Consider the following 20,764-nt stretch of genomic DNA (forward strand, 5'->3'; position numbering starts at 1 on the left):
TTCGCGAAAATCCGGGCGGGGCGTGGGCGTACGGAGAGGACGTTTGGTGAACGGCTCAACCGAGAGCTCGGGACAGGTGTTGCTGGTCGGTTCCAGCGGCGGCCACCTCGCCCAACTGCTGGCCCTGGAGCCCTGGTACCGGCACCGGCGGCGGGCCTGGGTCACATTCGACACTCCCGACGCCCGGTCGCTGCTCGACGGCGAGGACGTGGTGTGGGCGCACCATCCCACCACCCGCAACGTGAAGAACCTGACTCGTAACGCGCTGCTCGCGTTCGAGGTGATCCGCCGCCGCCGGGTGGACGCCGTCGTCACCACCGGCGCGGGGGTGGCCCTGCCGTTCGTGGTGGCGGCCCGGCTGCGCCGGATTCCGACCGTCTACATCGAGGTGTACGACCGGATCGACAGTGCGACGTTGACCGCCCGGCTCTGCCGGCCCTTCCTCTCCGCGATGCTGGTGCAGTGGGAGGAGCAGCGTCGCATGTATCCGGAGGCGACAGTGGTGGGTAACCTGCTGTGAGCGTGCCGATCCCCCGACACCGGAGCGCCCCGTCGCCGTACGTGCTGGCCGTGGTCGGCACCGACGTGCACCGGTTCGACCGGCTGGTGGACTGGCTGGAGCGGTGGCACGCGGGCCGCGGCGACGTCAGCGTCGTCCTCCAGTACGGACACAGCCGCGCCCCCCGCCTGCCCGGGGCAACCCCGTTCCTCGGCCACGAGGAGTTGCAGCGGGCGATGGCCGAGGCCACGCTCGTGGTGAGCCACGGTGGGCCGGCCACCATCACCGAGGCCCGGCGCACCGGCCACCTGCCGATCGTGGTGCCCCGGGACCCGGCCCACGACGAGCACGTCGACAACCACCAGCAGCTCTTCTCCCGGCGGCTCGGTGCGGCCGGGCTGGTCCGGCTCTGCGAGTCCGAGGCCGAGCTGTTCGCCGCCCTCGACGAGGGGCTGGCCGACCCGTCCCGCTTCCTCCTGACCGCAGACCCGGGCCGGCCCGACCCGCGGGCCGAGGCGGTGGCCCGGGTGGGCCAGGTGATCGACGACCTGGTGGCCCGCCGGGTACGGCAGCGCGATGGAGGGCGGCGGTGACGGACAACCCGCGCGTGCTCTTCGTCGGCGGCCTCGGCCGCAGCGGCTCCACGCTGCTCGAACTGCTCCTCGCGCAGAGCGCGGACGTGTGCGCGGTCGGTGAGGTGGTCCACCTCTGGGAGCGGGCGCTCGGCGCCGACGAGCGGTGCGGCTGCGGCGAACGCTTCACCGGGTGCCCGTTCTGGCAGCGGGTGGGCGAGCACGCCTTCGGCGGCTGGTCCGCAGTCGATCGGGACGAGATGCTCGCGCTCAAGGACCGCGTCGACCGCACCCGGCACATTCCCCGGCTCGCGAAGAGTTCCCTGTCGCCGGAACAGCTCGCCGACGTCCGCGCGTACGCCGCCCGCTACACCCGGATCTACCGGGCGGCTCTCGCGGTCAGCGGGGCCCGGGTGGTGGTGGATTCCAGCAAGCACGCCTCGCTCGCCTTCGCGCTGAGCTGGGCAGAGGCGCTCGATCTGCGGGTGCTGCACCTGGTCCGGGACAGCCGGGCGGTGGCGTACTCCTGGGGCAAGCAGGTGCGCCGGCCCGAGGTGGTCGACGGCGAGGACTTCATGCCCACGTTCTCCCCGTTGGAGGTGAGCAAGCTGTGGACCGCGCAGAACGCGGCGTTCCACCTGCTCGCCGCCCGCGCGCAGGTGCTCCGGCTGCGCTACGAGGACTTCACCGCCGACCCGGCGGGCACCGTACGCCGGCTGCGCGAGTTCGCCGGGCTGCCGGACGACCCGGCGGCGCTGCGCATCCTCGCCGACCCGGCCGACCGCACCGGCTCGGCGCCGCCGGCCCCGGGTGGCGAGCCGGCGTCGTCGCTGGCGTCGCTTGTCCGCGTACACAGCGTCGCCGGCAACCCGCTCCGGTTCAACGGCGGCCCCCTGACGGTACGCCGGGACGAAGCGTGGCGTACCCGCCTGCCGCGTCGCAGCCGCGCCGTGGTCAGCCTGGCCACGCTGCCCCTCCGACTCCGCTACGGCTACCTCGGCCAGCGGGGATCCGATTCCGTGGAGGAGCCGTGAGCGCGAGGAGTGAGCCGGTTTTGCGAGCCCCGCAGTCGCGAGCTGAGGAGACACCGTTTTGAGCAGTCCGAACATTTCGGTAGTCGTCGCGACCCGGGACCGTCCGGAGCTGCTGCGGGTGGCGCTCGACGCGATCCTCAGCCAGGCGCACCCGGGCCTGATCGAGGCCATCGTGGTCTACGACCAGTCCGAGCCGGACCGGTCCCTCGAACTGGACCGGGGCGACCGGCGGGTCCGGGTCATCACCAACACCCGTACGCCGGGACTGGCCGGGGCACGCAACACCGGCATCGAGGCGGCCACCGGCGAGCTGGTCGCGTTCTGCGACGACGACGACGAGTGGCTGCCCGGCAAGCTCGCCGCGCAGCTCGGCGCGCTCGACGTCCACCCGGACGGCGCGCTGGTCAGCTGCGGCATCCGGGTCAGCTATGACGACCGGACGGTGGACCGCTCGCTGGACCGGTCCCGGGTGTCGCTGGAGGCGCTGCTCCGCGACCGGATGACCGAGCTGCACCCGTCCACGTTCCTGATCCGCCGGGCCGCGCTGATCGACGCGATCGGGCTGGTCGACGAGCAGATCCCGGGCAGCTACGCGGAGGACTACGAGTTTCTGCTCCGGGCCGCCCGGTACGCCCCGCTGGTCAACGTGGACAGCCCGTACGTGCTGGTCCGTTGGCACAAGCGGTCGTACTTCGCGCAGCGCTGGGAGACCATCTCGACCGCGTTGCAGTGGCTGCTGCGGCGATACCCCGAGTTCGCCACCGTGCCGCACGGTGAGGCCCGGGTCGCCGGCCAGATCGCCTTCGCACAGGCCGCCATGGGCAACCGGCGGGACGCGGTCCGCTGGGCCCGGCGCACCCTGGCCCGTAACCCCCGCGAACCGCGTGCCTACCTGGCCCTGGCGGTGGCGAGTCGGGCCGTGCACGCCGACCGGGTACTGCGTACCCTGCACAAGCGCGGCCGGGGCATCTGAGCCGTACGCGACGGGCGGGCGACCAGCCGGTCGCCCGCCCGTGCCGTGCGTGCCCGATCAGGTCGCGCAGAAGGACCGCCACGCCTGGATGCTGGGCTGGTCCAGCAACCGGAAGTCGCCCTCACTGACCGTCTGGTTGTAGTACGCCACGAACTCCGGCCGCTGCCCGCTGAGGTAGCTGGTCATCGCGCGGATCCACGCCGCCCGTCCGGCGCCGGTGTCACCGGGCACCAGGTCGCTGCCGGTCTCCGCCACGCCCCACGGCTTGCCCAGCTCGCGGGACTTGCTGATCATCCGGCCGTAGATCTCCTGCGGGGGCGCGTACCGGTTCCACTTGACGCCCCAGTTGTAGCAGTCCCAGCCGAGCGTCTTGATCACGTCGCCGCCGGGGTAGAAGGAGTCGAAGCTTCGCCCGGACTTCGGGTCGAGCGTCCAGCACATCAGGATGAGCGTGTTGATCAGCTTCGGGTTGCCCGCCTGGTCGGCCAGCCCGGCGATTCGGCGCCAGGCCGTCCGGTACTCCTCCGGCGTGAAGTCCCCGCGCTCGACGTCGTCCTCCGGCTCGTGGAAGTACGACCAGTAGACGTTGTGCTGGCGCGGGATCGAGGCGAACCACGAGGTCAGCCGGGCGTCGTGCCTGCCAGAGTTGATCTCCTGAGGTGGGGCCTTGAAGGAGACCACCACGGGCCGGTTGACGACGTCGGCCCGGCTGCCCTTCCAGGCCGGCGGCAGTCCGGGGAAGAAGATCCGGGCCATCCGCAGCCGGCCGAAGGTACGGTCGGAGCGGGCCAACGCCTGGCCGAAGGTCTCCCCGCTCTGCACGCCGATGGACGCGCCGGGCAGGGTCAGCCGGGTGCCCGCGAAGCCCTGGGCCGACCCGGCGGAGGCCGACGGCGATCTGGGCGGGCGACCGCCGATCGCCTCGGCGGCGCTCGGGCCGGCGCTCCGGCTGGCGGCGCTCGGGGCGGGTGTGCCGGTCGGTCCGCTCCGCACCGGGGGCTGGACGGCCTGCGGCCACTCGCCGTCCGTGCGGTCGGCATCCGGGCGCAGCGTGGCCACGGCGACCCCGCCGCTCGCCACCGCCAGCACGACCGCCGCCGCGATGGTCAACCACCAGCCCCGGCGGGATCCACCGGGCGGCGCGGGGGGCGGCACGACCGGGGGCGGCGGCACGTCGGCGCCGCCGGTGGGCGGGATCGGCCCGGGACCGCGGGCTGGCGGGACCGGCCGGGGATCGCGGGCGGGCGGGACCGCCCCGGGATTGTTGGCGGCTTCGGTCTCGGGCCACGGCAACGTGGACCGGGCCTCGAGCGGCGGAACCTGGCCCGCGGTCTCCGGCCACGGCAGCGCCGGTGTGCCCTGCTGGCGCGGGATGTCCTGACCCGGCCAGAGGCCGGTCGGCGGTCCGAAGGCGTGCTGCTGGTCTCGTTCGGCCGGCATAACCCTCCCTGGCTGATGGCCCGTCGCAGGGCGCAGGTCGGACGCGCGTTCCGCCCGACGGTAACCCCGGTCACCCGGGCCGTGCGTACCGTTACACTCAGCCGAACGCCTGGCCGGTGCTGCCGGTGACGGCCGAAGCGGGCATCTCGACTCCGGTGCGGGCGATCGCGTCGAGCAGCCGGTCGGCCAGTTCCGGGCGGCAGACCAGCAGGTCCGGCAGGCGTGGGTCGGCCCGGTTGTAGCGCAGCGGCGAGCCGTCGATCCGAGAGGCGTGCATCCCGGCGCCCTGGGCCACCGCGACCGGCGCCGCGCTGTCCCATTCGTACTGGCCGCCCGCGTGGACGTACGCGTCGGCCTCCCCGGTCACCACCGCGCACACCTTGACCCCGGCGGAACCCATCGGAACGGCTTGGGCGTCGAGCAGTTGGACCAGTTCGCCGACGAAGGCCGGCGGGCGGCTGCGGCTCACCGCGATCCGGATCGGCCCGTTCGCCGCCGGCGGGGTCGGGCAGCCGGTGCCGAGGACGAGTTGACCACCGTCCAACGTGGGACGAGCGGGCAGGCCCACCGCCCCCGCGACCAGCCCACCGTCCGGCCCGGCCGAACGCCGCCAGAGCGCCACGTGCACCGCCCAGTCGGTCCGGCCGGCCTCGGAGAACTCACGGGTGCCGTCGAGCGGGTCGATGATCCAGACCCGTTCCGCGTCGAGCCGGGCCGCGCGTTCCCCGCCCGACCAGGCGCGCCGGGCGTCGGCCTGCTCCTCGGAGAGGACCGCGTCCGCCGGCCGCCAGCGGGCCAGCGCGGTCGTCATCAGCTCGTGCGACCTGCGGTCCCCGGCGTCCTTGAGCGCGGCCGGGTCGGCGAAACCCCGCTGCTCCCGCAGCGCGGTCAGCGCCGCGCCCGCGCGTTCGGCCAGCCATTCCGCGAAGGCCTGGTCGTCGAGCTGACCGGTACCGTACTGGGTCACGTGCCTCACCGCCTGTCTCCTGGGTCCGCGACCCGCAATCCTTCGACGGCCGGTGCCTCCGGTGCCAGCATCCGTCGGAAGGTGGACAGCTGACGAGCCCGTTTCGGATCTTCACTGTCCCCTCGGACGGATCGACCGCCCGCATGTTGAACTTCGCGTGTATGCCGGTCGGACCGGCCGTACCAGGCCCTAGGCTCGTGCGCATGACCGCCGAGCAGCTGATCTCCTTCGCCCGTGGCGCTCCCTCGCTGGACATCGTTGATGTCGAGGGGCTCAAGGCCGCCGCCGTCCGCGCCTTTGACGCCGATCCCGCCGGGATCACGGCGTACGGCACCTCCGTCGGCTACCCGCCCCTGCGCAAGTGGATCGCGGAGAAGCACGGCGTCGAGGCCGACCAGGTGCTGATCACCAACGGGTCTCTCCAGGCCGACGCCTTTCTCTTCGACCACATGGTCCGCCGGGGCGACGCGGTGGTGGTCGAGCGCCCGACGTACGACCGGACCCTGCTCAACCTCCAGCAGATGGGGGGCGAGATCCACGGGGTGACGGTCCAGCCGGACGGTCTGGACACCGCCGAGCTGCGCAAGCTGCTGGAGTCGGGGGTCCGGCCGCGGCTGGCCCACGTCATCCCGAACTACCAGAACCCGGCCGGCGTGACCCTGTCCCTCGAGAAGCGCCGGGAGCTGCTCGACCTGGCCGCCGAGTACGACTTCACCATCTTCGAGGACGACCCGTACGCGGACATCCGGTTCCGGGGCGAGCCGCTGCCGTCGATGCTGTCGATGGACACCCGGGGCGTGGTGGTGCACGCCTCCAGCTTCACCAAGACGGTCTGCCCGGGCGTCCGGGTCGGCTACCTGGTCGGCCCCGCCGAGCTGATCGCCGCGATCGCGAAGAAGGCCACCAACCTGTACATCTCGCCCGGCATGGTCTCCGAGGCGATCGTGCACCAGTTCTGCGTCTCCGGTGACATCGAGCGGTCCATCAACACGGTGCGTGCCGCCCTCGGCGAGCGGGCCGGGGTGCTCGCCGAGTCGCTGCGCCGGCACATTCCCGAGGCCCGGTTCGTCGAGCCCGACGGCGGCTACTTCCTCTGGGTGGAGCTGCCGGAGGACGTCGAGGTGGACCGCCTCGCCCCGGCCGCCGCGGAGCGCGGCGTCGCGGTGGTCAAGGGCAGCGACTTCCTGCTGGACGGCGGTCGGCACGCGCTCCGGCTGGCGTTCTCGGCGGTGACCGCGGACCGGATCGACGAGGGTGTCCGGCGGCTGGCCGAGGCGATGGCCGCGGTTCGCGGTTGATTTCTGTCGGGTTTCCGACAATAAGGCGATGCCGGCCGGTTCAGCACTCCCGCTGGGCCGGCCGGCGGCCCACAATGCTGCGAGCGCCGTTCATCTCCCACCGAGGCGGGTCCGCCGTCCGGGAAGCCCCCGCCGGGGCCGCTGGCGCGCGCAGCACAACTCCCGCCCCCAATGGGTGCCGGGTGGGCCGTGTCGCCCCTCACCCCCCTGACGCGGCCGGCCCGCCCGGCGCCACCCACCCACCGCCCGTCCGTGTGACGTCCGTCGCGGCCGCTTGCCCGTGCTGCGCGTCGCCCCGATCGGCGTAACCTGCAAGCCGCAGCACCATGTCGAGGGGGGGCGAGATGACGGACCGGGCGGCACGCGATCGCACCGCCGGGCAGAACGGCGGCCGCGCGCTCAGGCCGCGGGCCTGGGCGGCACCGGTACGCGCCATGTCCCGCATCCTCAACGCCGACGGCTCCCCGCGTACGCCCGAGTCGACCGGCGCCGGCCGTAGCGGGGTCGTCGACTGCGGCCTCTACGTCGACGGCGCACGCCAGCCCGGCGAGTGGCACTACGCCGACGCCCTGGCGTCGGCCGGCGAGCAGGGCAACGCCTTCGTCTGGCTCGGTCTGCACGAGCCGGGGCTGGACGAGATGACCGAGATCGCCGAGACCTTCGGCCTGCACGAGCTGGCCGTGGAGGATGCGGTCAAGGCCGAGCAGCGCCCCAAGCTGGAGCGCTTCGGCGAGGTGGCGTTCCTGGTGCTGCGTACCGCCCGCTACTGCGAGCACACCGAGCTGACCGAGTACTCCGAGGTGGTGGAGACCGGCCAGGTGATGCTCTTCATCGGGCCGAACTTCCTGATCAGCGTCCGGCACGGGGACGCCTCCCGGCTCTCGCCGGTCCGGGCGGGCCTGGAGACGAAGCGGGAGCTGCTGGGGCACGGCCCGTGGGCGGTCGCGTACGCGATCACCGACCGGGTGGTGGACCTCTACCTGGAGGTCGCCGACCAGCTGGAGGACGACCTCGACGTGCTGGAGGCCGACGTCTTCGATCGGCAGGGCAGCGGGCGGATCCAGCGGATCTATCAGATGAAGCGGGAGCTGGTCGAGTTCAAGCGGGCGGTGACGCCACTGCAGCGGCCGTTGCTGACGCTCACCTCGCAGGCCAACCGGGAGGTGCCGGAGGAGGTCCGGCGCTACTTCCGCGACGTGCAGGACCACCTGAGCCGGACGGTCGAGCAGGTCAGCTCGTACGACGACCTGCTCAACTCGATCCTGCAGGCGCGGCTGGCCCAGGTCACCGTCGACCAGAACGACGACATGCGCAAGATCGCCGCGTGGGCCGCGATCGGCGCGGTGTGGACCGCGATCGCGGGCATCTACGGCATGAACTTCAAGTACATGCCCGAGATAGACACGACCTACGGCTATCCGGTCGTGCTGACGGTCATGCTCGCCATCTCGCTGGTCCTCTACCGCTGGTTCCGCCGCAACGGTTGGATGTAGCCGCACCGGGATTCGTACCCGTAGACGGGAGCGCCGGCCGCGGGGCGTACCCGCATGCCGGCGCGTTCCGTCCCGGTGGATCAGCGGCGACCGCTGGCCTTGGCGGTGTTCTTCCCGTTGTTCAGCGCCTTGTTGACGTCGACGGCCGGTCGGCCGGAGGCGTCCCGGGCCCCCTCGGCGACCGAGGGCACCTGGTCGGTCGGCTGGATCACCGGCTGGCTGCTGGACGTGGCGGTGGCGGCGCTGCCGCTCCCGGCCGTCGCTGAACTGCCGCCCCTGGAGCTGTCCGCGCCCGGAGCCTGGGTCACCTTCGCGCTCGGGTCGGGCGTCTCCACGACGATGGTGTCGACGTCCTCGCGCATCGGCTCCAGCCCGCCGGTCGGGTCGTACTCGGCCCACTCCTGGTGCTCCCGGCGGCGGCGCATGGCCATCGCGCCGGCCAGCCCGGCGACGGTGCCGGCGGCCAGCAGCCCGAACATCCTCCCCGCCGACCTGTTCTTCTGCTTCTTCCTGGCGACCTTGGCGTTCTTGGCCTTCACCTTGCGGCTCACCGCAGCCCGCTTCGCGGCGGCCTTCCGGCTGGCCGCCGTGTTGCCCGTGGCCTCGGCCTGGGCCTCGCGCACGGCCAGGACCAGCGGCGCGAGCGCCGCGACCGTCGAGGCGAGGCCGCTCGACGCCCGGTCCCGGACCATGATCGCGGTGGGCCCGACGGCGCCCCGGGCTGCCTGGACCCGCGGACCGACACCCTTCGCCGCGTGCGTCGCGGCCTGCCGCAGGTGACCGATGCCCTGGTTCAGCTCCGCCCGTGCGAGCTGCCCTTGCGTTCTACGCCGCCCGATTCCAAACACGGTCCCACCTCCTGGGAGTTGTTCCTTCGTCATCCTCCACCTTCGGATGCCTTCGCATGGCCAGATCGGGCACATGGGAGGATCCGCATGGAACTGACCGACAAGTGAGGAGTACCCGTGGCCGAGGCTGTCTACGCCACCTTGCACACCAACGCCGGCCCGATCCGGCTGGAGCTCTTCCCGAACCACGCGCCCAAGACCGTCCGCAACTTCGTCGACCTGGCGGAGGGCACCCGGGAATACACCGACCCGCGTACCGGCCAGCCGGGCAGCGGACCGTACTACGACGGCACCATCTCGCACCGTGTGATCAGCGGCTTCATGATCCAGATGGGCGACCCGACCGGCACCGGTCGCGGCGGACCGGGCTACAAGTTCGCCGACGAGTTCCACCCGGACCTGCGCTTCGACCGGCCGTACCTGCTGGCCATGGCGAACGCCGGGCCCGGCACGAACGGGTCGCAGTTCTTCATCACGGTCGGGCCGACCCCGCACCTGAACAACCGGCACACCATCTTCGGGCAGGTGGCCGACGAGCAGTCCGCGAAGGTGGTCGACTCGATCGCGAACACCCCGACCGGCCCGAGCGACCGGCCGATGCAGGACGTGGTCATCGAGCGCGTCGAGATCGAGCGCAAGTCGGCCTGAGCGCCGTGCGGGTACCTTTGCTCGCATGACTGAGCGCTCCGGGCAGGCCAATGACGCCACCGGTGGGCCGGTGCCGACCACCCCGGTCTGCTACCGCCACCCCGACCGGGAGACGTACATCCGGTGCACCCGTTGTGACCGGCCGATCTGTCCGCAGTGCATGCGGGAGGCCTCGGTCGGGCACCAGTGCCCGGAGTGCGTCAACGAGGGTCGCCGCAGCGTGCGGCCGGCGCGCACCGCCTTCGGCGGCGGTGTCGCCGGCCGCGAGGGCTACGTCACAAAGACCCTGATCGCGCTGAACGTGCTGGTCATGCTCCTCTCCCTCGCCTCGGCCCCGAACGCGGGCGCGGTGCTGTTCAAGGGCTCCACGCCGCTGACCGACTGGGGGTCCGTGATCGGCCTGGCCCGTTTCGCCGACGGCACCATCGGTGGGGTCGCCGACGGGCAGTGGTACCGCCTGGTCACCGCGATGTTCCTGCACTACGGCGTGGTGCACCTGCTGCTCAACATGTGGGGGCTCTGGGTGCTCGGCCGGGCCCTCGAAGCGGTGCTCGGCCCGCTGCGTTTCCTGGCGCTCTATCTGATCGCCGGGCTGGGGGGCAACGTCGCCGTCTATCTGTTCAGCGCGCCCAACCAGCCCTCGGCCGGCGCGTCGACCGCCATCTTCGGTCTCTTCGCCGCGATCTTCGTGATCATGCGCCGGCTGGGCCGGGACACCTCGGCCATCGTGCCGATCCTGGTGATCAACCTGATCTTCACCTTCACCGTGCCGAACATCTCCGTCGCCGGCCACCTGGGCGGCCTGGTCACCGGCGCGCTGATCGCGCTGGTCCTGGCGTACGCCCCGCGGCTGCGGCGCAACCTGTTCCAGGCGGCGGGCGGAGCGATCCTGCTGGTGGCGCTGCTCGGGCTGGTCCTGGTCCGCACCGCGATGCTGACGGGCTGAGCCGCTGGGCGCCGACGTTCGGTCGGTGCCGCAGGCGGGTCGCGGCGGCGGGTCAGTCGGCGACGGGGTGGGCCTCGCGCAGCGCCTCGGCGACCTCGTCCAGCGGCGCGTCCAGGTCGTACCGGCCGAACAGGTGCAGCGACTCGCCCGCGTCGATCTCCAGCGTCTCGGCGGTGAGCCCCCGCCGGGTACGCCGTTCCAGTTGGATCGCCTCCACGGCCGACCAGGGCAGCCGCCGCCTGCCGACGAAGCCCTCGCGCACCGTGATCCCCTCGGCGTCCACCGTCAGCCGTACCGGCGCGACCAGGTCGCGCAGGGCCCAGCCGGCGAGCCCGGCGGCGGCCAGCCCGGCGAGCGCGAGCTGGACCCGATCGCCGTCGGCGAAGAGCAGGCCCAGGGCGACCAGGACGACTGCCCCGACCAGCTTGGCCACGGGGAGGACGGCCGGCACCCGCCACTGCCGGGCCGGGAGCGACTGTGGATTCACCGCCTCAGCATGCCAGCCGGGTCGAGCCGGCGGCCGGACGGCCGGGGGACGGGGGAAGACGGGGTGCCGGGGCAGCACGTAGGATCGGAGCAGGCCCAAGTTACCGGGGAGTAGTCATGAGTGACGCGGTCATCGTCGGTGCGGTACGGACCCCGGTCGGGCGGCGCAAGGGCAGCCTGGCCGGCGTGCATCCGGTCGATCTCTCGGCGCACGTGCTGCGTGCCCTCGCCGAGCGGACCGGGATCGACCCCGCCCAGGTCGACGACGTGGTCTGGGGCTGCGTCTCCCAGGTCGGCGAGCAGTCCTGGAACATCGCGCGCAACGCTGTCCTCGCCGCCGGCTGGCCCGAGTCGGTGCCCGGCACCACCCTCGACCGGCAGTGCGGGTCGAGCCAGCAGGCCTTGCACTTCGCCGCCGCCACCGTCCTCGCCGGCCAGGCCGACCTGGTGGTCGCTGGTGGTGTGGAGTCGATGACCCGGGTGCCGATGGGCTCCAGCGTGGCCGGCGGGATGCCGTTCAGCCCGGCGATCCTGGCGCGCTACCGGGGCGTCGAGGGCGTCGCCGAGGACAGCCCGCTCCCGTTCAACCAGGGCGTCGGCGCCGAGCTGATCGCTCAGCGGTGGCGCTTCTCCCGGGCCCAACTCGACGAGTACGCGCTGGCCAGCCACGAGAAGGCCGCCGCCGCGCAGGACGCCGGCGCGTTCGACCCCGAGCTGGCCCCGGTGCCGCTGGCCGACGGCGGCAAGTTCGCCGCCGACGAGGGCATCCGGCGGGACACCACGCTGGCCAAACTCGGCGAGCTGGCGACCCCGTTCAAGACCGACGGTGTGGTCACCGCCGGGTCCGCGTCCCAGATCTCCGACGGGGCCGCGGCGCTGGCGGTCACCACCAGCGAGTGGGCCAGCCGGCACGGGTTGCGCCCGCTGGCCCGGGTGCACACCGCCGTGGTCGCCGCGGACGACCCGGTCACCATGCTCACCGCACCCATCCCGGCCACGGCGAAGGCGCTGCGCCGCGCGGGGCTGGGCATCGAGGAGATCGGCGTGTACGAGGTGAACGAGGCGTTCGCCCCGGTGCCGCTGGCCTGGCTCGCGGAGACCGAGGCGGATCCGGAGCGGCTCAACCCGCGCGGCGGGGCGATCGCCCTGGGCCACCCGCTCGGCGGGTCCGGCGCCCGGATCATGACCACCATGCTCCAGCACATGCGGGACAACGGGATCCGATACGGCCTGCAGACCATGTGCGAGGGCGGCGGCATGGCCAACGCCACCATCGTCGAACTCCTCTGACCGCCTCGTTGCCCGGGATCGGACTGCGGGTGCGACTCTGCGGGGTGGAAGTTCCAAAAATCGAGAGTGAGCCACGTCACTCTCGTTCACTTGCTCGTTGCATCTTGCATGGATGTGTTCTCACGAACGTTCCTTCCGGCCGCCGCCGAGACCGGCCTGGCGACCCAGACCGTCAGTCGACACATGCCGATCTTCCGCCGGTGCGTCGGCTCCGGCGACGCACCGATCCTGGTCACCCGCTGCAGCCGCCCGGACCAGATCGGCGGCGACTATCTGCTGCTCCTCACCCACCGCCGGCTGGTGATCACCCGACAGAGCCGGGTGCTGCACCGGCTGCGCCTGCACCTCAACGCCGAACTGCGCGAGCTGTGCAACGTCACCTGGAGCCTTGACCCCCGGTCGCAGAGCGTCGAGCTGGCGGCCACCGCGATCGACGGGGTCCGCGAGCGGTTCCTCATCCGTACCCACCACCCGAAGCAGGTGTGGCAGGTGGACACCCTCCTCAACCACGCCTTCCGAACCCCGCATGAGAGCAGGGGCCCCCGGTTGACGCCTGGCGTTGTACAGGGGGCCCCTGCTAGCAGCTCGGCTCAGTAGACCCGGGAGCCGATGAAGTCGCCGTGGCCGTAGCCGACCGGGTTGGCGTACGAGCGGGACTCGAAGGACCACTGCTGGCGGGTGCTGGTGGAGCAGGTGGCCAGCCGCAGCCGCGGGGTGCCCAGCAGCGGACTGTCGAAGCCGACGCAGAGGTTGGTCGCCCCGGCCGGCCTGAGCTGGTTGCCGGCGAAGACGAACCTCTGGTTGGGCCCGCCGTGGCAGTCGTAGATGTTGACCGTCGTGTTGGCGGTCAGCGAGCCGCCCGTCACGTCCAGGCAGCGGTCGTGGGAGAGCTCGGAGTGCAGCGACTGCCGCGTCGGGTCGTACCAGAAGCCCTGGTTCCGTCCGCCGTGGCAGCCGTACGACTGCTGGACCGTGTTGTTGCGTGAGTCGTACCCCTTGCCGTCCACACAGGTGCCGGTGGCGAGGTTGCGCAGCTGCTTGAACTCCAGCAGACCGTTGACGAGCACGCCCTGCCCGGTGCTGGCCGGGTCGACGCAGGTGGCCTGCGCCTGGCCCGAGTTCCAGAACTGCGTGATGCACTGGGCGAACATGCCGTGGCCGCGATAGTTGGGGTGGAACGACTGCCGGGCGGCGTTCTCGTCCCAGATCCCGATCTCGATGTAGAGGCCGCGGACCGAGGTGTTGTCGGTGCACACCTCGTGGCCGTGGAAGAGCCGGCTCGCGTCCAGGTAGCGGGTGCCGGTGTTGGTGGCCGCCGCCCGCAGCGCGGACTCGAAGAGCGGCACGGCCTTGTTCCGGGCGAACGCCGCGTCGGCCAGGTAGAGCAGGCAGCCGCCGGAGTACCAGCCGGGGAAGTCCGGGTTGTCCTCCACGTCCGGGCTGCCCGGGCTCGGGTACGACATCAGCACCAGCTCATAGTCGGAGCGCAGGTAGCCAGCGGCGGTCATGGTCTGCCGGATCGAGTTGAGCGCGTCCTCGACCGCGGCCCGGCTGCCGTCGGTGCGGATCGTCCACTGGTCGGTGTACGTCGGCCAGCACGCTCCCTGGAAGAAGACCCGATGGATCGCGCAGTCGGTGGCAACCGGTCCGAACTGGATGGTGCCATCGCCGTTGGCACCGACGACCACCCAGATCAGCTTGACGTGCGTGTTGCGTGCCTTGATCGCCAGGTAGTCGCCCTGGTTGAGCTCGTTGTCCTGGGTCGGGCCACCGGCGATCAGGTTCCACGGGGTAGCGCCCGAGCAGGCCAGGTTGTATTTCTCGTCGGCCGCGATTCCGGTACGGAAGACCGCCTGGTCGTACGAGCGGTCGCACCAGTTGCCGTTCTGGTGGGTGCCGGGCACGTAGTTGCCGACCCCCTCGCCGGAGATCTCGCTGTCGCCCATCGTGACCAGGGCGGTCCGTCGCTGTTCCAGTGGCCGGATGTCGGGGGAGCCGTAGAGGGCGGTGGCCTCGGCGGCGCGGACGGCTTCGAGGGTGGCGGGCAGTGGCTGGACGGCCGGCCGGTCGGCGGCGGCCGCGGGGGCGGCCGGCCCGCCGAGCATCGGTAGGACGAGGGCGGCGGCGGACACGACGGCCAGGGCCCGCCGCCGGGTCGCCCGTCCGCGTCTGGTGGGGGTGTCAAGCATCGACGCACTCCTTTCGGGTAAATCGTCAGAGGTCGATTTAGTTACCAGAAGGTAACGTCGCGGAGGGTGCATGTGAATGTGTCTCGGAAACCTTGCGACCGACTGCGGAAGGGAACTCTTCCGACACATCGGACGCGCCGGGCGCGACAAAAAGCCGGGCGACGGGGGGAGGAATCCCGTCATGCCTTTGGGGCATGTCCTTCTGACCTGGGTGAACAAGCCGCGTTACGCTACGGTTGACTGACCGTAGCCACCGTGGAGATTCCGTGAAGCTCTCGATCCTCATGCCGGTCTACAACGAGGAAGAACGCATCGCGGACGCCCTCAAGCAGGCACTGGCGGTGGACTACCCGTGCGAAGTTGAGTTCGTCGTCGTGGACGACGGCAGCCGGGACGGCACCGCAGAGGTCCTCGGCCGGATGGACGACGCGCGACTGCGAGTGATCAGCCATCAGCGCAACGCGGGCAAGGGCGCGGCGATCCAGACCGCCGTGGACAACGCCGAGGGCGAGTACATGGTCGTCCTCGACGCCGACCTCGAGTACGACCCGCAGGACATTCCGCGGCTGCTCGAGCCGGTGCTCGACGGGCGGGCGACGGTGGTCTACGGCAACCGCACCTTCGGCAGCCACAGCGCCTACAGCTTCTGGTACGTGATGGGCAACAAGGGCGTCACGATGGCGGCCAACGTGCTGTTCAACTCCTACATCGGCGACCTGGAGACCTGCTTCAAGCTCATGCCGCTGGGGCTCTACCGCTCGCTCCAGGTCCGGTCCCGTGGCTTCGGCATGGAGGCCGAGGTCACCGGCAAGCTGCTCCGCCAGCGCATCCGCCCCTACGAGGTGCCGATCAGCTACCGCGCCCGGGGGCGCGAAGAGGGCAAGAAGATCACCTGGAAGGACGGTGTCGAGGCCGTCTGGATCCTCGCCCGCGAGCGGGTACGGCGGCGTACGCGCGTGAGCTGACGCCGAACCGACCTCCGATCACGACTGTGGCGGCATCCCCCAGCAGGGATGCCGCCACTTCTGTGCCCGGCAGTGGCTCAGGCGGTGGCCAGGGCCGGGGCGAGGAACGGGTCGATCGAGCGGCGCAGGCCGGCCGCGTCCAGGCCGTGCCAACGGTCGTGGTCCTCGGCCGTGCCGTAGCGGCGCAGCTCCGACCGGCCCACGCCGAGGGTGAGCAGCCGGTGCGGCCGGTCGGCCAGCGCCGCGCCGACCACCCGGGCCGAGGTGCCCGCCAGGTACGGCTCGACCAGGATCACCTCGGTGCCCGCGAGGGCGCGCAGCCCGGCCGTGTCGAACGGTCGCGGCCGATGGGTGTACGCCACGGTGACCGGCAGGTCGGCGACCGCCGCGAGCGCGTGATCCAGCAGCGGCCCGACCGCCACCAGCAGCGGCGCGCCCGGCCCGGCGTCCCGGAGCACCCGCAGGTCACCCGCGTCGGGGTACGCCCGTTCGTTGCTCTGCACCGACAGCCTGACGTACGCCGAATCCTGCCCGCACACCACGTTCCGCAGCAGCCCGGGCACCTCGTCCCGGTGGCCCGGCACGTGCACCGTCCAGTCGTTCAGCGTGTCGATCAGGGCGACGTCCGCCGGACCCAGGTGGGTACGGCCCGCCGCCGCCCGGTCGTACGAGGCGCCGATGCCGACCAGCACCGCCCCGACCCCCTGGTGGTCGAGGTCCAGCTTGATCTGCTCGTACGCCCGCTCGACGAGGAACGGCGCATAGCTGTGCACGATCGGGCGCTGCCCGGTCAGCGCCAGCCCGCCCGCCACCCCCACCATGAGCTGCTCCCGGATGCCGACGTTGATGACCCGGTCCGGGTGACGCTCGGCGGCCGGGGCGAACGCCGCAGCGGAGATGTCGGCCAGCACGATGGTGGTCCGCGGGTCGTCCAGCAGTTCGCTGGCCGTGGTCACGAAGGCGTCCCGCATGGTCACTCCTTGTCGGTGACGACCGCGACAACGACGTGCGGCCGGTGGTTGTCGTGCCCGGTGAGGGCGGTGTGCAGGGCGGCGTGGTCCCGACCGTCCACGGTCGCGGCGGTCCACCCGTTGACGCTGAACCGGCTGGCGGCGCCGCCCGGCCATCCGTGGCTCGCGGACCTGTTGTCCAGCACGATCGCGGTCAGGTTGGCCAGCCCGGTCGCCCCGGCGTACGCGATCGCCTCGTGGTTGGAGCCCTCGTCCAGCTCGGCGTCGCCGAGCAGCACGTACACCCGGGGGTCGAACCGGCCCTGGGCCCGCAGCCCGAGCGCGGTGCCCACGCCCAGGCCGAGCCCGTGGCCGAGCGACCCGGAGCCGATCTCCACCCCGGGCACCAGCAGCCGGTCCGGGTGGTCGCCGAGGCGGCTGGCCGGACCGCCCTGGTCGTCCAGCCACTCCAGGGGTACGAATCCCTTCGCGGCGAGCAGCGCGTAGTAGCCGGCGACCGCGTGCCCCTTGGAGAGCAGGAAGCGGTCCCGGTTCGGATCGTCCACGGTCTGCGGGGTGACCCGGAGCACCCGGTCGTAGAGCACCTGGAGCACGTCCAGCGTCGAGTACACGTTTGCGCCGAACTCGCGCCCGGCGCGTATCCGGTCCAGCAGCGCGCCCAGCACGGCCGGGTCGGTGGCGGTCGTCGTCGTCATACGGATAGCCTCGGAGTTGAAGCGCACTTCAACTCAAGCCCATGTGATGCAGGAAGCTCTGTGATGCACGAAGCACTGACCATCGGACAGCTCGCCGCGCGCAGCGGGGTGGCTCCCTCCGCGCTGCGCTACTACGAGCGGCTCGGGCTGATCCGGGCCGAGCGTACCGGCGGCAACCAGCGCCGGTACGCCCGTACGGAGCTGCGCCGGGTGGCGTTCGTCCGGATCTCCCAGCAGGTCGGCGTCTCCCTCGACGAGATCCGGGAGGCGCTCGACTCCCTGCCGTCCTCGCGTACCCCCACCCCGGACGACTGGGCGGCGCTCTCCCGCGCCTGGCGGGACCGGCTGGACGAGAAGATCCGGCTGCTCGGCAAGCTCCGCGACGACCTGGACGGCTGCATCGGCTGCGGCTGCCTGTCGTTGCAGCGCTGCACCCTCTACAACCCCGGAGACTCCCTCTCCGCCGAGGGCCCCGGCGCCCGGCTCATCCTGCCCCGCCCCGACGCCGAGGCGGCGTCGGTCTGACCGGTCACCGGACCAGCAGCACCTTGCCCAGGTGGTCGCTCGTCTCCAACAGCCGGTGTGCGTCGGCCGCGTCGGCCAGCTTCGCCCGGGCGTGCACGACCGGCCGGACCACCCCGGACTCGACCAACGGCCACACCTGCTCCCGTACGCCCCGGACGATCTCCGCCTTCTCATCCAGCGGGCGGGACCGCAGCGCCGTCGCGTGGACCGAGCCCCGCTTCGCCAGCAGCATGCCCAGGTCCAGCTCCCCCTTGCGGCCACCCTGCATGCCGATCACCAGCAGCCGGCCGCCGGTGGCCAGCGCCGCCACGTTCCGCGGCAGGTAGGCAGCACCCATGATGTCCAGGATCACGTCCGCGCCCCGGCCGTCGGTGACCCGGCGTACCTCCTCGACGAAGTCCTGCTCCTGGTAGTCGATCGTGTGTGCGGCACCCAGCTCGCGCAGCCGCTCGTGCTTCGCAGCCCGGGCCGTCACCACCACCGTCGCGCCGAGCGCCACGCCGAGCTGGATGGCGAAGGTGCCGATCCCGCTGCCCCCGCCGTGCACCAGCAACGTCTCGCCCCCGGCCAGCCCGGCGACCTTGACCACGTTCGACCAGACCGTGCAGGCCACCTCGGGCAGCGCGGCCGCGTCGACCAGGTCGACGCCGCGCGGCACCGGCAGCAACTGCCCGGCCGGCACGGCCACCCGCTCGGCGTACCCGCCGCCGGCCAGCAGCGCGCAGACCTCGTCGCCGACCTGCCAGCCGGTCACGTCGGGGCCGAGCGCGGCGATCACCCCGGAACACTCCAACCCCGGGTACGCCGGAGCGCCCGCCGGCGGCGGGTAGTGCCCCTGCCGTTGCAGCAGGTCGGCCCGGTTGACCGCGCTGGCCGACACCTCGACGATCACCTCGCCGGGGCCGGGCTCCGGGTCGGGCACCTCTGACCAGACGAGGGCCTCGGGTCCGCCGGGTTTCACAATCGTGATCGCGTGCATGGCCCAGTCTTACCCGATCCGCCCGCCCACGCGGGTCATGATCGCGTTCGCCACCGGTTCCGGCGTACGCGCCACAGTGGAGGAATGGGACGGAGGCTCACGCGCCGTGCGGTCCGTGGCAGACTAGGCACGGCCGCGTACCCCTTCGGGGGACGTGTCCGGGAGGGTTCGCCTAGTGGCCGATGGCGCTGGTCTTGAAAACCGGTAAGGCAGCGATGTCTTCGTGGGTTCGAATCCCACACCCTCCGCCCCTCTGAACAGCAACAACGCCCCCTGACCAGCGCAAACGCCAATCAGGGGGCGTGTCTATGGATGGCGAGCGGGGCTCACGTCGTCCCGCTCGGGTCGTACTGTCTCACCGGTCGTGGCCCACACGATCGGGGAGGTGGCGGTGGGACGACAAGCCGAGCGGGTGTCTGTGTGGCCGGCGGTGCTGGTGGTGCTGCTGCTGGTCTGTGGCGCGGGGGCGCTCATCTCATGGGAGATGATGTGGCGGCAGTTCCGGAAGACGACCGAGGCCCGCGAGGCGGCGGAGGCGGCGGAGTTGGATCGGCGGATCCGGCTCTATGCCGACACAGTCATCGCCAACGGGGAGGCCGCGCCGAGCGACGAGCACCTCGTCGCCCTTGGGCAGACCTTCCGCGTAAAAGTGCGGGAGATCCGCCGAGTGCCGGCGCTTACCGTGGTCGTCTACGAGTTGGTGTACGGCCCGTCCGCTTTCCGGTGTGACCAGATCACCTTCCTGGACCTGGGTCGGCCGAGCGCCACCGCGCGGATCGAAACACTGCCTGCCTGCCCGGCCGCCACCGGGCTGCCGACCCCCGCGAGTACCGGCCCACCGTTCCGGTGGGCGCCGACGCTCCCGTGACCAGAATGTGAGATGAAGCGACGATCTAGCATGATCGTCGTCGTGCGCTACTTGATCTCTCACCCCGACGCAGTGGCCGAGCTTGGCGATCTGGACGTCGCGCTGTACGACGGCATCCAACCCGTGCCCGAGAATCTGGACGAAGTCGAGTTTTACGCGGTTCCGTACGGGGTTATTGATCCGCGCTTCTGCGAGCCGATCGCCCGGATGCCCCGGCTCAGAGTGGTGCAGACCGTGACCGCCGGCTACGACCACGTCCTGCCGTACCTGCGGCCCGGCCTGACCCTGGCCAACGGTCGGGGCGTGCACGACGCGGCCACCGCCGAGCTGGCCGTGGCGCTCACCCTTGCCGCCCGGCGCCGGCTGCCGGACTTCGTCCGGGCTGGGGGCGAGGGCCGCTGGGCCCTGGGCTGGTCGACCGGGCTGGCTGACGCCCGGGTTCTGATCGTCGGGTACGGCTCGATCGGCGCCGCGATCGAGCGCCGGCTCGCTGGGTTCGAGGTGGAAATCAGCCGGGTGGCCCGGAGCGCCCGCCCCGGCGTACGGCCAGTTTCCGAAATTCCGGAGATGTTGCCACAAGCGGATGTTGTTATCCTTTCCACCCCGCTGACCCCCGAGACCGAGGGCCTGGTGGACAAGGACTTCCTCGCCGGGATGGCCGACGGCGCCCTGCTGGTGAACGTGGCCCGGGGGCGGGTGGTGGACACCGAGGCGCTGCTCGCCGAGCTCAACGCGGGCCGGCTGCACGCTGCCCTGGACGTCACCGAACCTGAGCCGCTGCCCGCCGACCATCCGCTGTGGTTCGCGCCGAACGTTCTGATCAGCCCGCACGTCGGCGGCCTGACCGCCGCGCTGGCTCCCCGGGCCCGCCGGCTGCTGGTCGACCAGGTCCGGCGGTACGCGGCGGGCGAGCCGCTCGCGAACGTCGTTATCGAGCCGTAAGACGCGGCGAACTCTGAGCACCGCACCCGCACCCGACCCCCAAGCCGTGGCCGATCCCGCCCGGAACGATCATCCGGTGCATGGGCTGCGTCCCCGTCCTCAGCAACTCGTTCAGCACCCATGACTACAAGTGTTG

At 71.9% G+C, this 20,764-nt stretch carries 22 protein-coding genes and 1 tRNA gene; 15 read left to right on the top strand and 8 right to left on the bottom strand.

The window, feature by feature from the left end; genetic code table 11:
- Nucleotides 1–43 precede the first annotated feature (43 nt).
- Genes AB0C02_RS04105 through AB0C02_RS04120 form a run of 4 tightly spaced genes read left to right on the top strand, consistent with a single transcriptional unit; the run spans nucleotide 44 to nucleotide 3,078 of the window.
- Nucleotides 44–520: a UDP-N-acetylglucosamine--LPS N-acetylglucosamine transferase gene (locus AB0C02_RS04105; RefSeq protein WP_357540856.1), complete on the top strand. Its 477-nt coding sequence runs from the start codon at nucleotides 44–46 to the stop codon at nucleotides 518–520.
- Nucleotides 521–522: 2 nt separating this feature from the next.
- Nucleotides 523–1,092: a glycosyltransferase gene (locus tag AB0C02_RS04110; RefSeq protein ID WP_357540858.1), complete on the top strand. Its 570-nt coding sequence runs from the start codon at nucleotides 523–525 to the stop codon at nucleotides 1,090–1,092.
- A complete protein-coding gene (locus AB0C02_RS04115) occupies nucleotides 1,089–2,105 on the top strand; it encodes a sulfotransferase (protein WP_357540860.1) in 1,017 nt (338 codons plus the stop codon). Before AB0C02_RS04110 ends, AB0C02_RS04115 begins: the two co-directional genes overlap by 4 nt.
- Nucleotides 2,106–2,163: 58 nt before the next feature.
- Nucleotides 2,164–3,078, top strand: a complete 915-nt coding sequence (locus AB0C02_RS04120; RefSeq protein WP_357540862.1) for a glycosyltransferase family 2 protein — start codon at nucleotides 2,164–2,166, stop codon at nucleotides 3,076–3,078.
- 57 nt (nucleotides 3,079–3,135) lie between these two features.
- On the opposite strand, the gene AB0C02_RS04125 is transcribed toward AB0C02_RS04120, so the two are convergent.
- Nucleotides 3,136–4,518, bottom strand: a complete 1,383-nt coding sequence (locus AB0C02_RS04125; protein WP_357540864.1) for a hypothetical protein — start codon at nucleotides 4,516–4,518, stop codon at nucleotides 3,136–3,138.
- Nucleotides 4,519–4,615: 97 nt separating this feature from the next.
- A complete protein-coding gene (locus AB0C02_RS04130; RefSeq protein WP_357540866.1) occupies nucleotides 4,616–5,494 on the bottom strand; it encodes a 3'(2'),5'-bisphosphate nucleotidase CysQ in 879 nt (292 codons plus the stop codon).
- A gap of 194 nt (nucleotides 5,495–5,688) precedes the next feature.
- Between AB0C02_RS04130 and AB0C02_RS04135 the strand changes: the two genes are divergently transcribed.
- Complete coding sequence (locus AB0C02_RS04135; protein WP_357540868.1) at nucleotides 5,689–6,783, top strand: PLP-dependent aminotransferase family protein; 1,095 nt, start codon at nucleotides 5,689–5,691, stop codon at nucleotides 6,781–6,783.
- 344 nt (nucleotides 6,784–7,127) lie between these two features.
- Nucleotides 7,128–8,276, top strand: a complete 1,149-nt coding sequence (gene corA, locus AB0C02_RS04140; protein ID WP_357540870.1) for a magnesium/cobalt transporter CorA — start codon at nucleotides 7,128–7,130, stop codon at nucleotides 8,274–8,276.
- A gap of 80 nt (nucleotides 8,277–8,356) precedes the next feature.
- Here the strand turns inward: corA and AB0C02_RS04145 are convergent, their stop codons facing one another.
- Entirely contained in the window at nucleotides 8,357–9,157 is an 801-nt protein-coding gene (locus AB0C02_RS04145; protein ID WP_357540872.1) for a hypothetical protein, read from the bottom strand.
- An 84-nt stretch (nucleotides 9,158–9,241) separates the two neighbouring features.
- Here AB0C02_RS04145 and AB0C02_RS04150 point away from each other — a divergent pair, with 84 nt between their 5' ends.
- Together AB0C02_RS04150 and AB0C02_RS04155 are read left to right on the top strand one after the other, a co-directional pair.
- Entirely contained in the window at nucleotides 9,242–9,772 is a 531-nt protein-coding gene (locus AB0C02_RS04150; protein WP_357540874.1) for a peptidylprolyl isomerase, read from the top strand.
- Nucleotides 9,773–9,797: 25 nt separating this feature from the next.
- A complete protein-coding gene (locus tag AB0C02_RS04155; protein WP_357540876.1) occupies nucleotides 9,798–10,718 on the top strand; it encodes a rhomboid family intramembrane serine protease in 921 nt (306 codons plus the stop codon).
- 52 nt (nucleotides 10,719–10,770) lie between these two features.
- Here the strand turns inward: AB0C02_RS04155 and AB0C02_RS04160 are convergent, their stop codons facing one another.
- Complete coding sequence (locus AB0C02_RS04160; protein ID WP_357540878.1) at nucleotides 10,771–11,205, bottom strand: PH domain-containing protein; 435 nt, start codon at nucleotides 11,203–11,205, stop codon at nucleotides 10,771–10,773.
- A gap of 116 nt (nucleotides 11,206–11,321) precedes the next feature.
- On the opposite strand from AB0C02_RS04160, the gene AB0C02_RS04165 reads away from it, so the two are divergent.
- Nucleotides 11,322–12,494 (top strand): acetyl-CoA C-acyltransferase, encoded by a 1,173-nt coding sequence (locus AB0C02_RS04165; protein WP_357540880.1) that lies wholly within the window; start codon nucleotides 11,322–11,324, stop codon nucleotides 12,492–12,494.
- 108 nt (nucleotides 12,495–12,602) lie between these two features.
- A complete protein-coding gene (locus AB0C02_RS04170; RefSeq protein ID WP_357540882.1) occupies nucleotides 12,603–13,091 on the top strand; it encodes a hypothetical protein in 489 nt (162 codons plus the stop codon).
- On the opposite strand, the gene AB0C02_RS04175 is transcribed toward AB0C02_RS04170, so the two are convergent.
- Nucleotides 13,085–14,683, bottom strand: coding sequence for a ricin-type beta-trefoil lectin domain protein (locus tag AB0C02_RS04175; protein WP_357540884.1), 1,599 nt, complete (start codon nucleotides 14,681–14,683; stop codon nucleotides 13,085–13,087). The genes AB0C02_RS04170 and AB0C02_RS04175 overlap by 7 nt on opposite strands.
- 266 nt (nucleotides 14,684–14,949) lie before the next feature.
- On the opposite strand from AB0C02_RS04175, the gene AB0C02_RS04180 reads away from it, so the two are divergent.
- Entirely contained in the window at nucleotides 14,950–15,648 is a 699-nt protein-coding gene (locus AB0C02_RS04180; RefSeq protein ID WP_357540886.1) for a glycosyltransferase family 2 protein, read from the top strand.
- A 77-nt stretch (nucleotides 15,649–15,725) separates the two neighbouring features.
- Here AB0C02_RS04180 and AB0C02_RS04185 read toward each other — a convergent pair whose 3' ends face one another.
- Together AB0C02_RS04185 and AB0C02_RS04190 are read right to left on the bottom strand one after the other, a co-directional pair.
- Nucleotides 15,726–16,619: a transketolase gene (locus AB0C02_RS04185; protein WP_357540888.1), complete on the bottom strand. Its 894-nt coding sequence runs from the start codon at nucleotides 16,617–16,619 to the stop codon at nucleotides 15,726–15,728.
- 2 nt (nucleotides 16,620–16,621) lie between these two features.
- Entirely contained in the window at nucleotides 16,622–17,314 is a 693-nt protein-coding gene (locus AB0C02_RS04190; RefSeq protein WP_357540890.1) for a transketolase, read from the bottom strand.
- A 63-nt stretch (nucleotides 17,315–17,377) separates the two neighbouring features.
- On the opposite strand from AB0C02_RS04190, the gene soxR reads away from it, so the two are divergent.
- Entirely contained in the window at nucleotides 17,378–17,839 is a 462-nt protein-coding gene (gene soxR / locus AB0C02_RS04195; RefSeq protein ID WP_357540891.1) for a redox-sensitive transcriptional activator SoxR, read from the top strand.
- Between the two features lie 4 nt (nucleotides 17,840–17,843).
- Here the strand turns inward: soxR and AB0C02_RS04200 are convergent, their stop codons facing one another.
- Entirely contained in the window at nucleotides 17,844–18,818 is a 975-nt protein-coding gene (locus tag AB0C02_RS04200; RefSeq protein WP_357540893.1) for an NAD(P)H-quinone oxidoreductase, read from the bottom strand.
- A 161-nt stretch (nucleotides 18,819–18,979) separates the two neighbouring features.
- On the opposite strand from AB0C02_RS04200, the gene AB0C02_RS04205 reads away from it, so the two are divergent.
- The 3 genes from AB0C02_RS04205 (at nucleotide 18,980) to AB0C02_RS04215 (ending at nucleotide 20,628) form a co-directional block, all read left to right on the top strand.
- Nucleotides 18,980–19,066 (top strand) — tRNA-Ser (locus AB0C02_RS04205).
- A 143-nt stretch (nucleotides 19,067–19,209) separates the two neighbouring features.
- On the top strand, nucleotides 19,210–19,686 hold the full coding sequence (locus tag AB0C02_RS04210; RefSeq protein ID WP_357540895.1) for a hypothetical protein: 477 nt from the start codon (nucleotides 19,210–19,212) through the stop codon (nucleotides 19,684–19,686).
- A gap of 30 nt (nucleotides 19,687–19,716) precedes the next feature.
- The gene (locus AB0C02_RS04215; RefSeq protein WP_357540897.1) at nucleotides 19,717–20,628 is read left to right on the top strand and encodes a 2-hydroxyacid dehydrogenase; all 912 of its coding nucleotides are present in this window, start codon (nucleotides 19,717–19,719) and stop codon (nucleotides 20,626–20,628) included.
- Nucleotides 20,629–20,764 lie beyond the last annotated feature (136 nt).

The sequence above is a fragment of the Micromonospora sp. NPDC048999 genome, from assembly GCF_040649295.1.
GTDB lineage: Bacteria > Actinomycetota > Actinomycetes > Mycobacteriales > Micromonosporaceae > Micromonospora.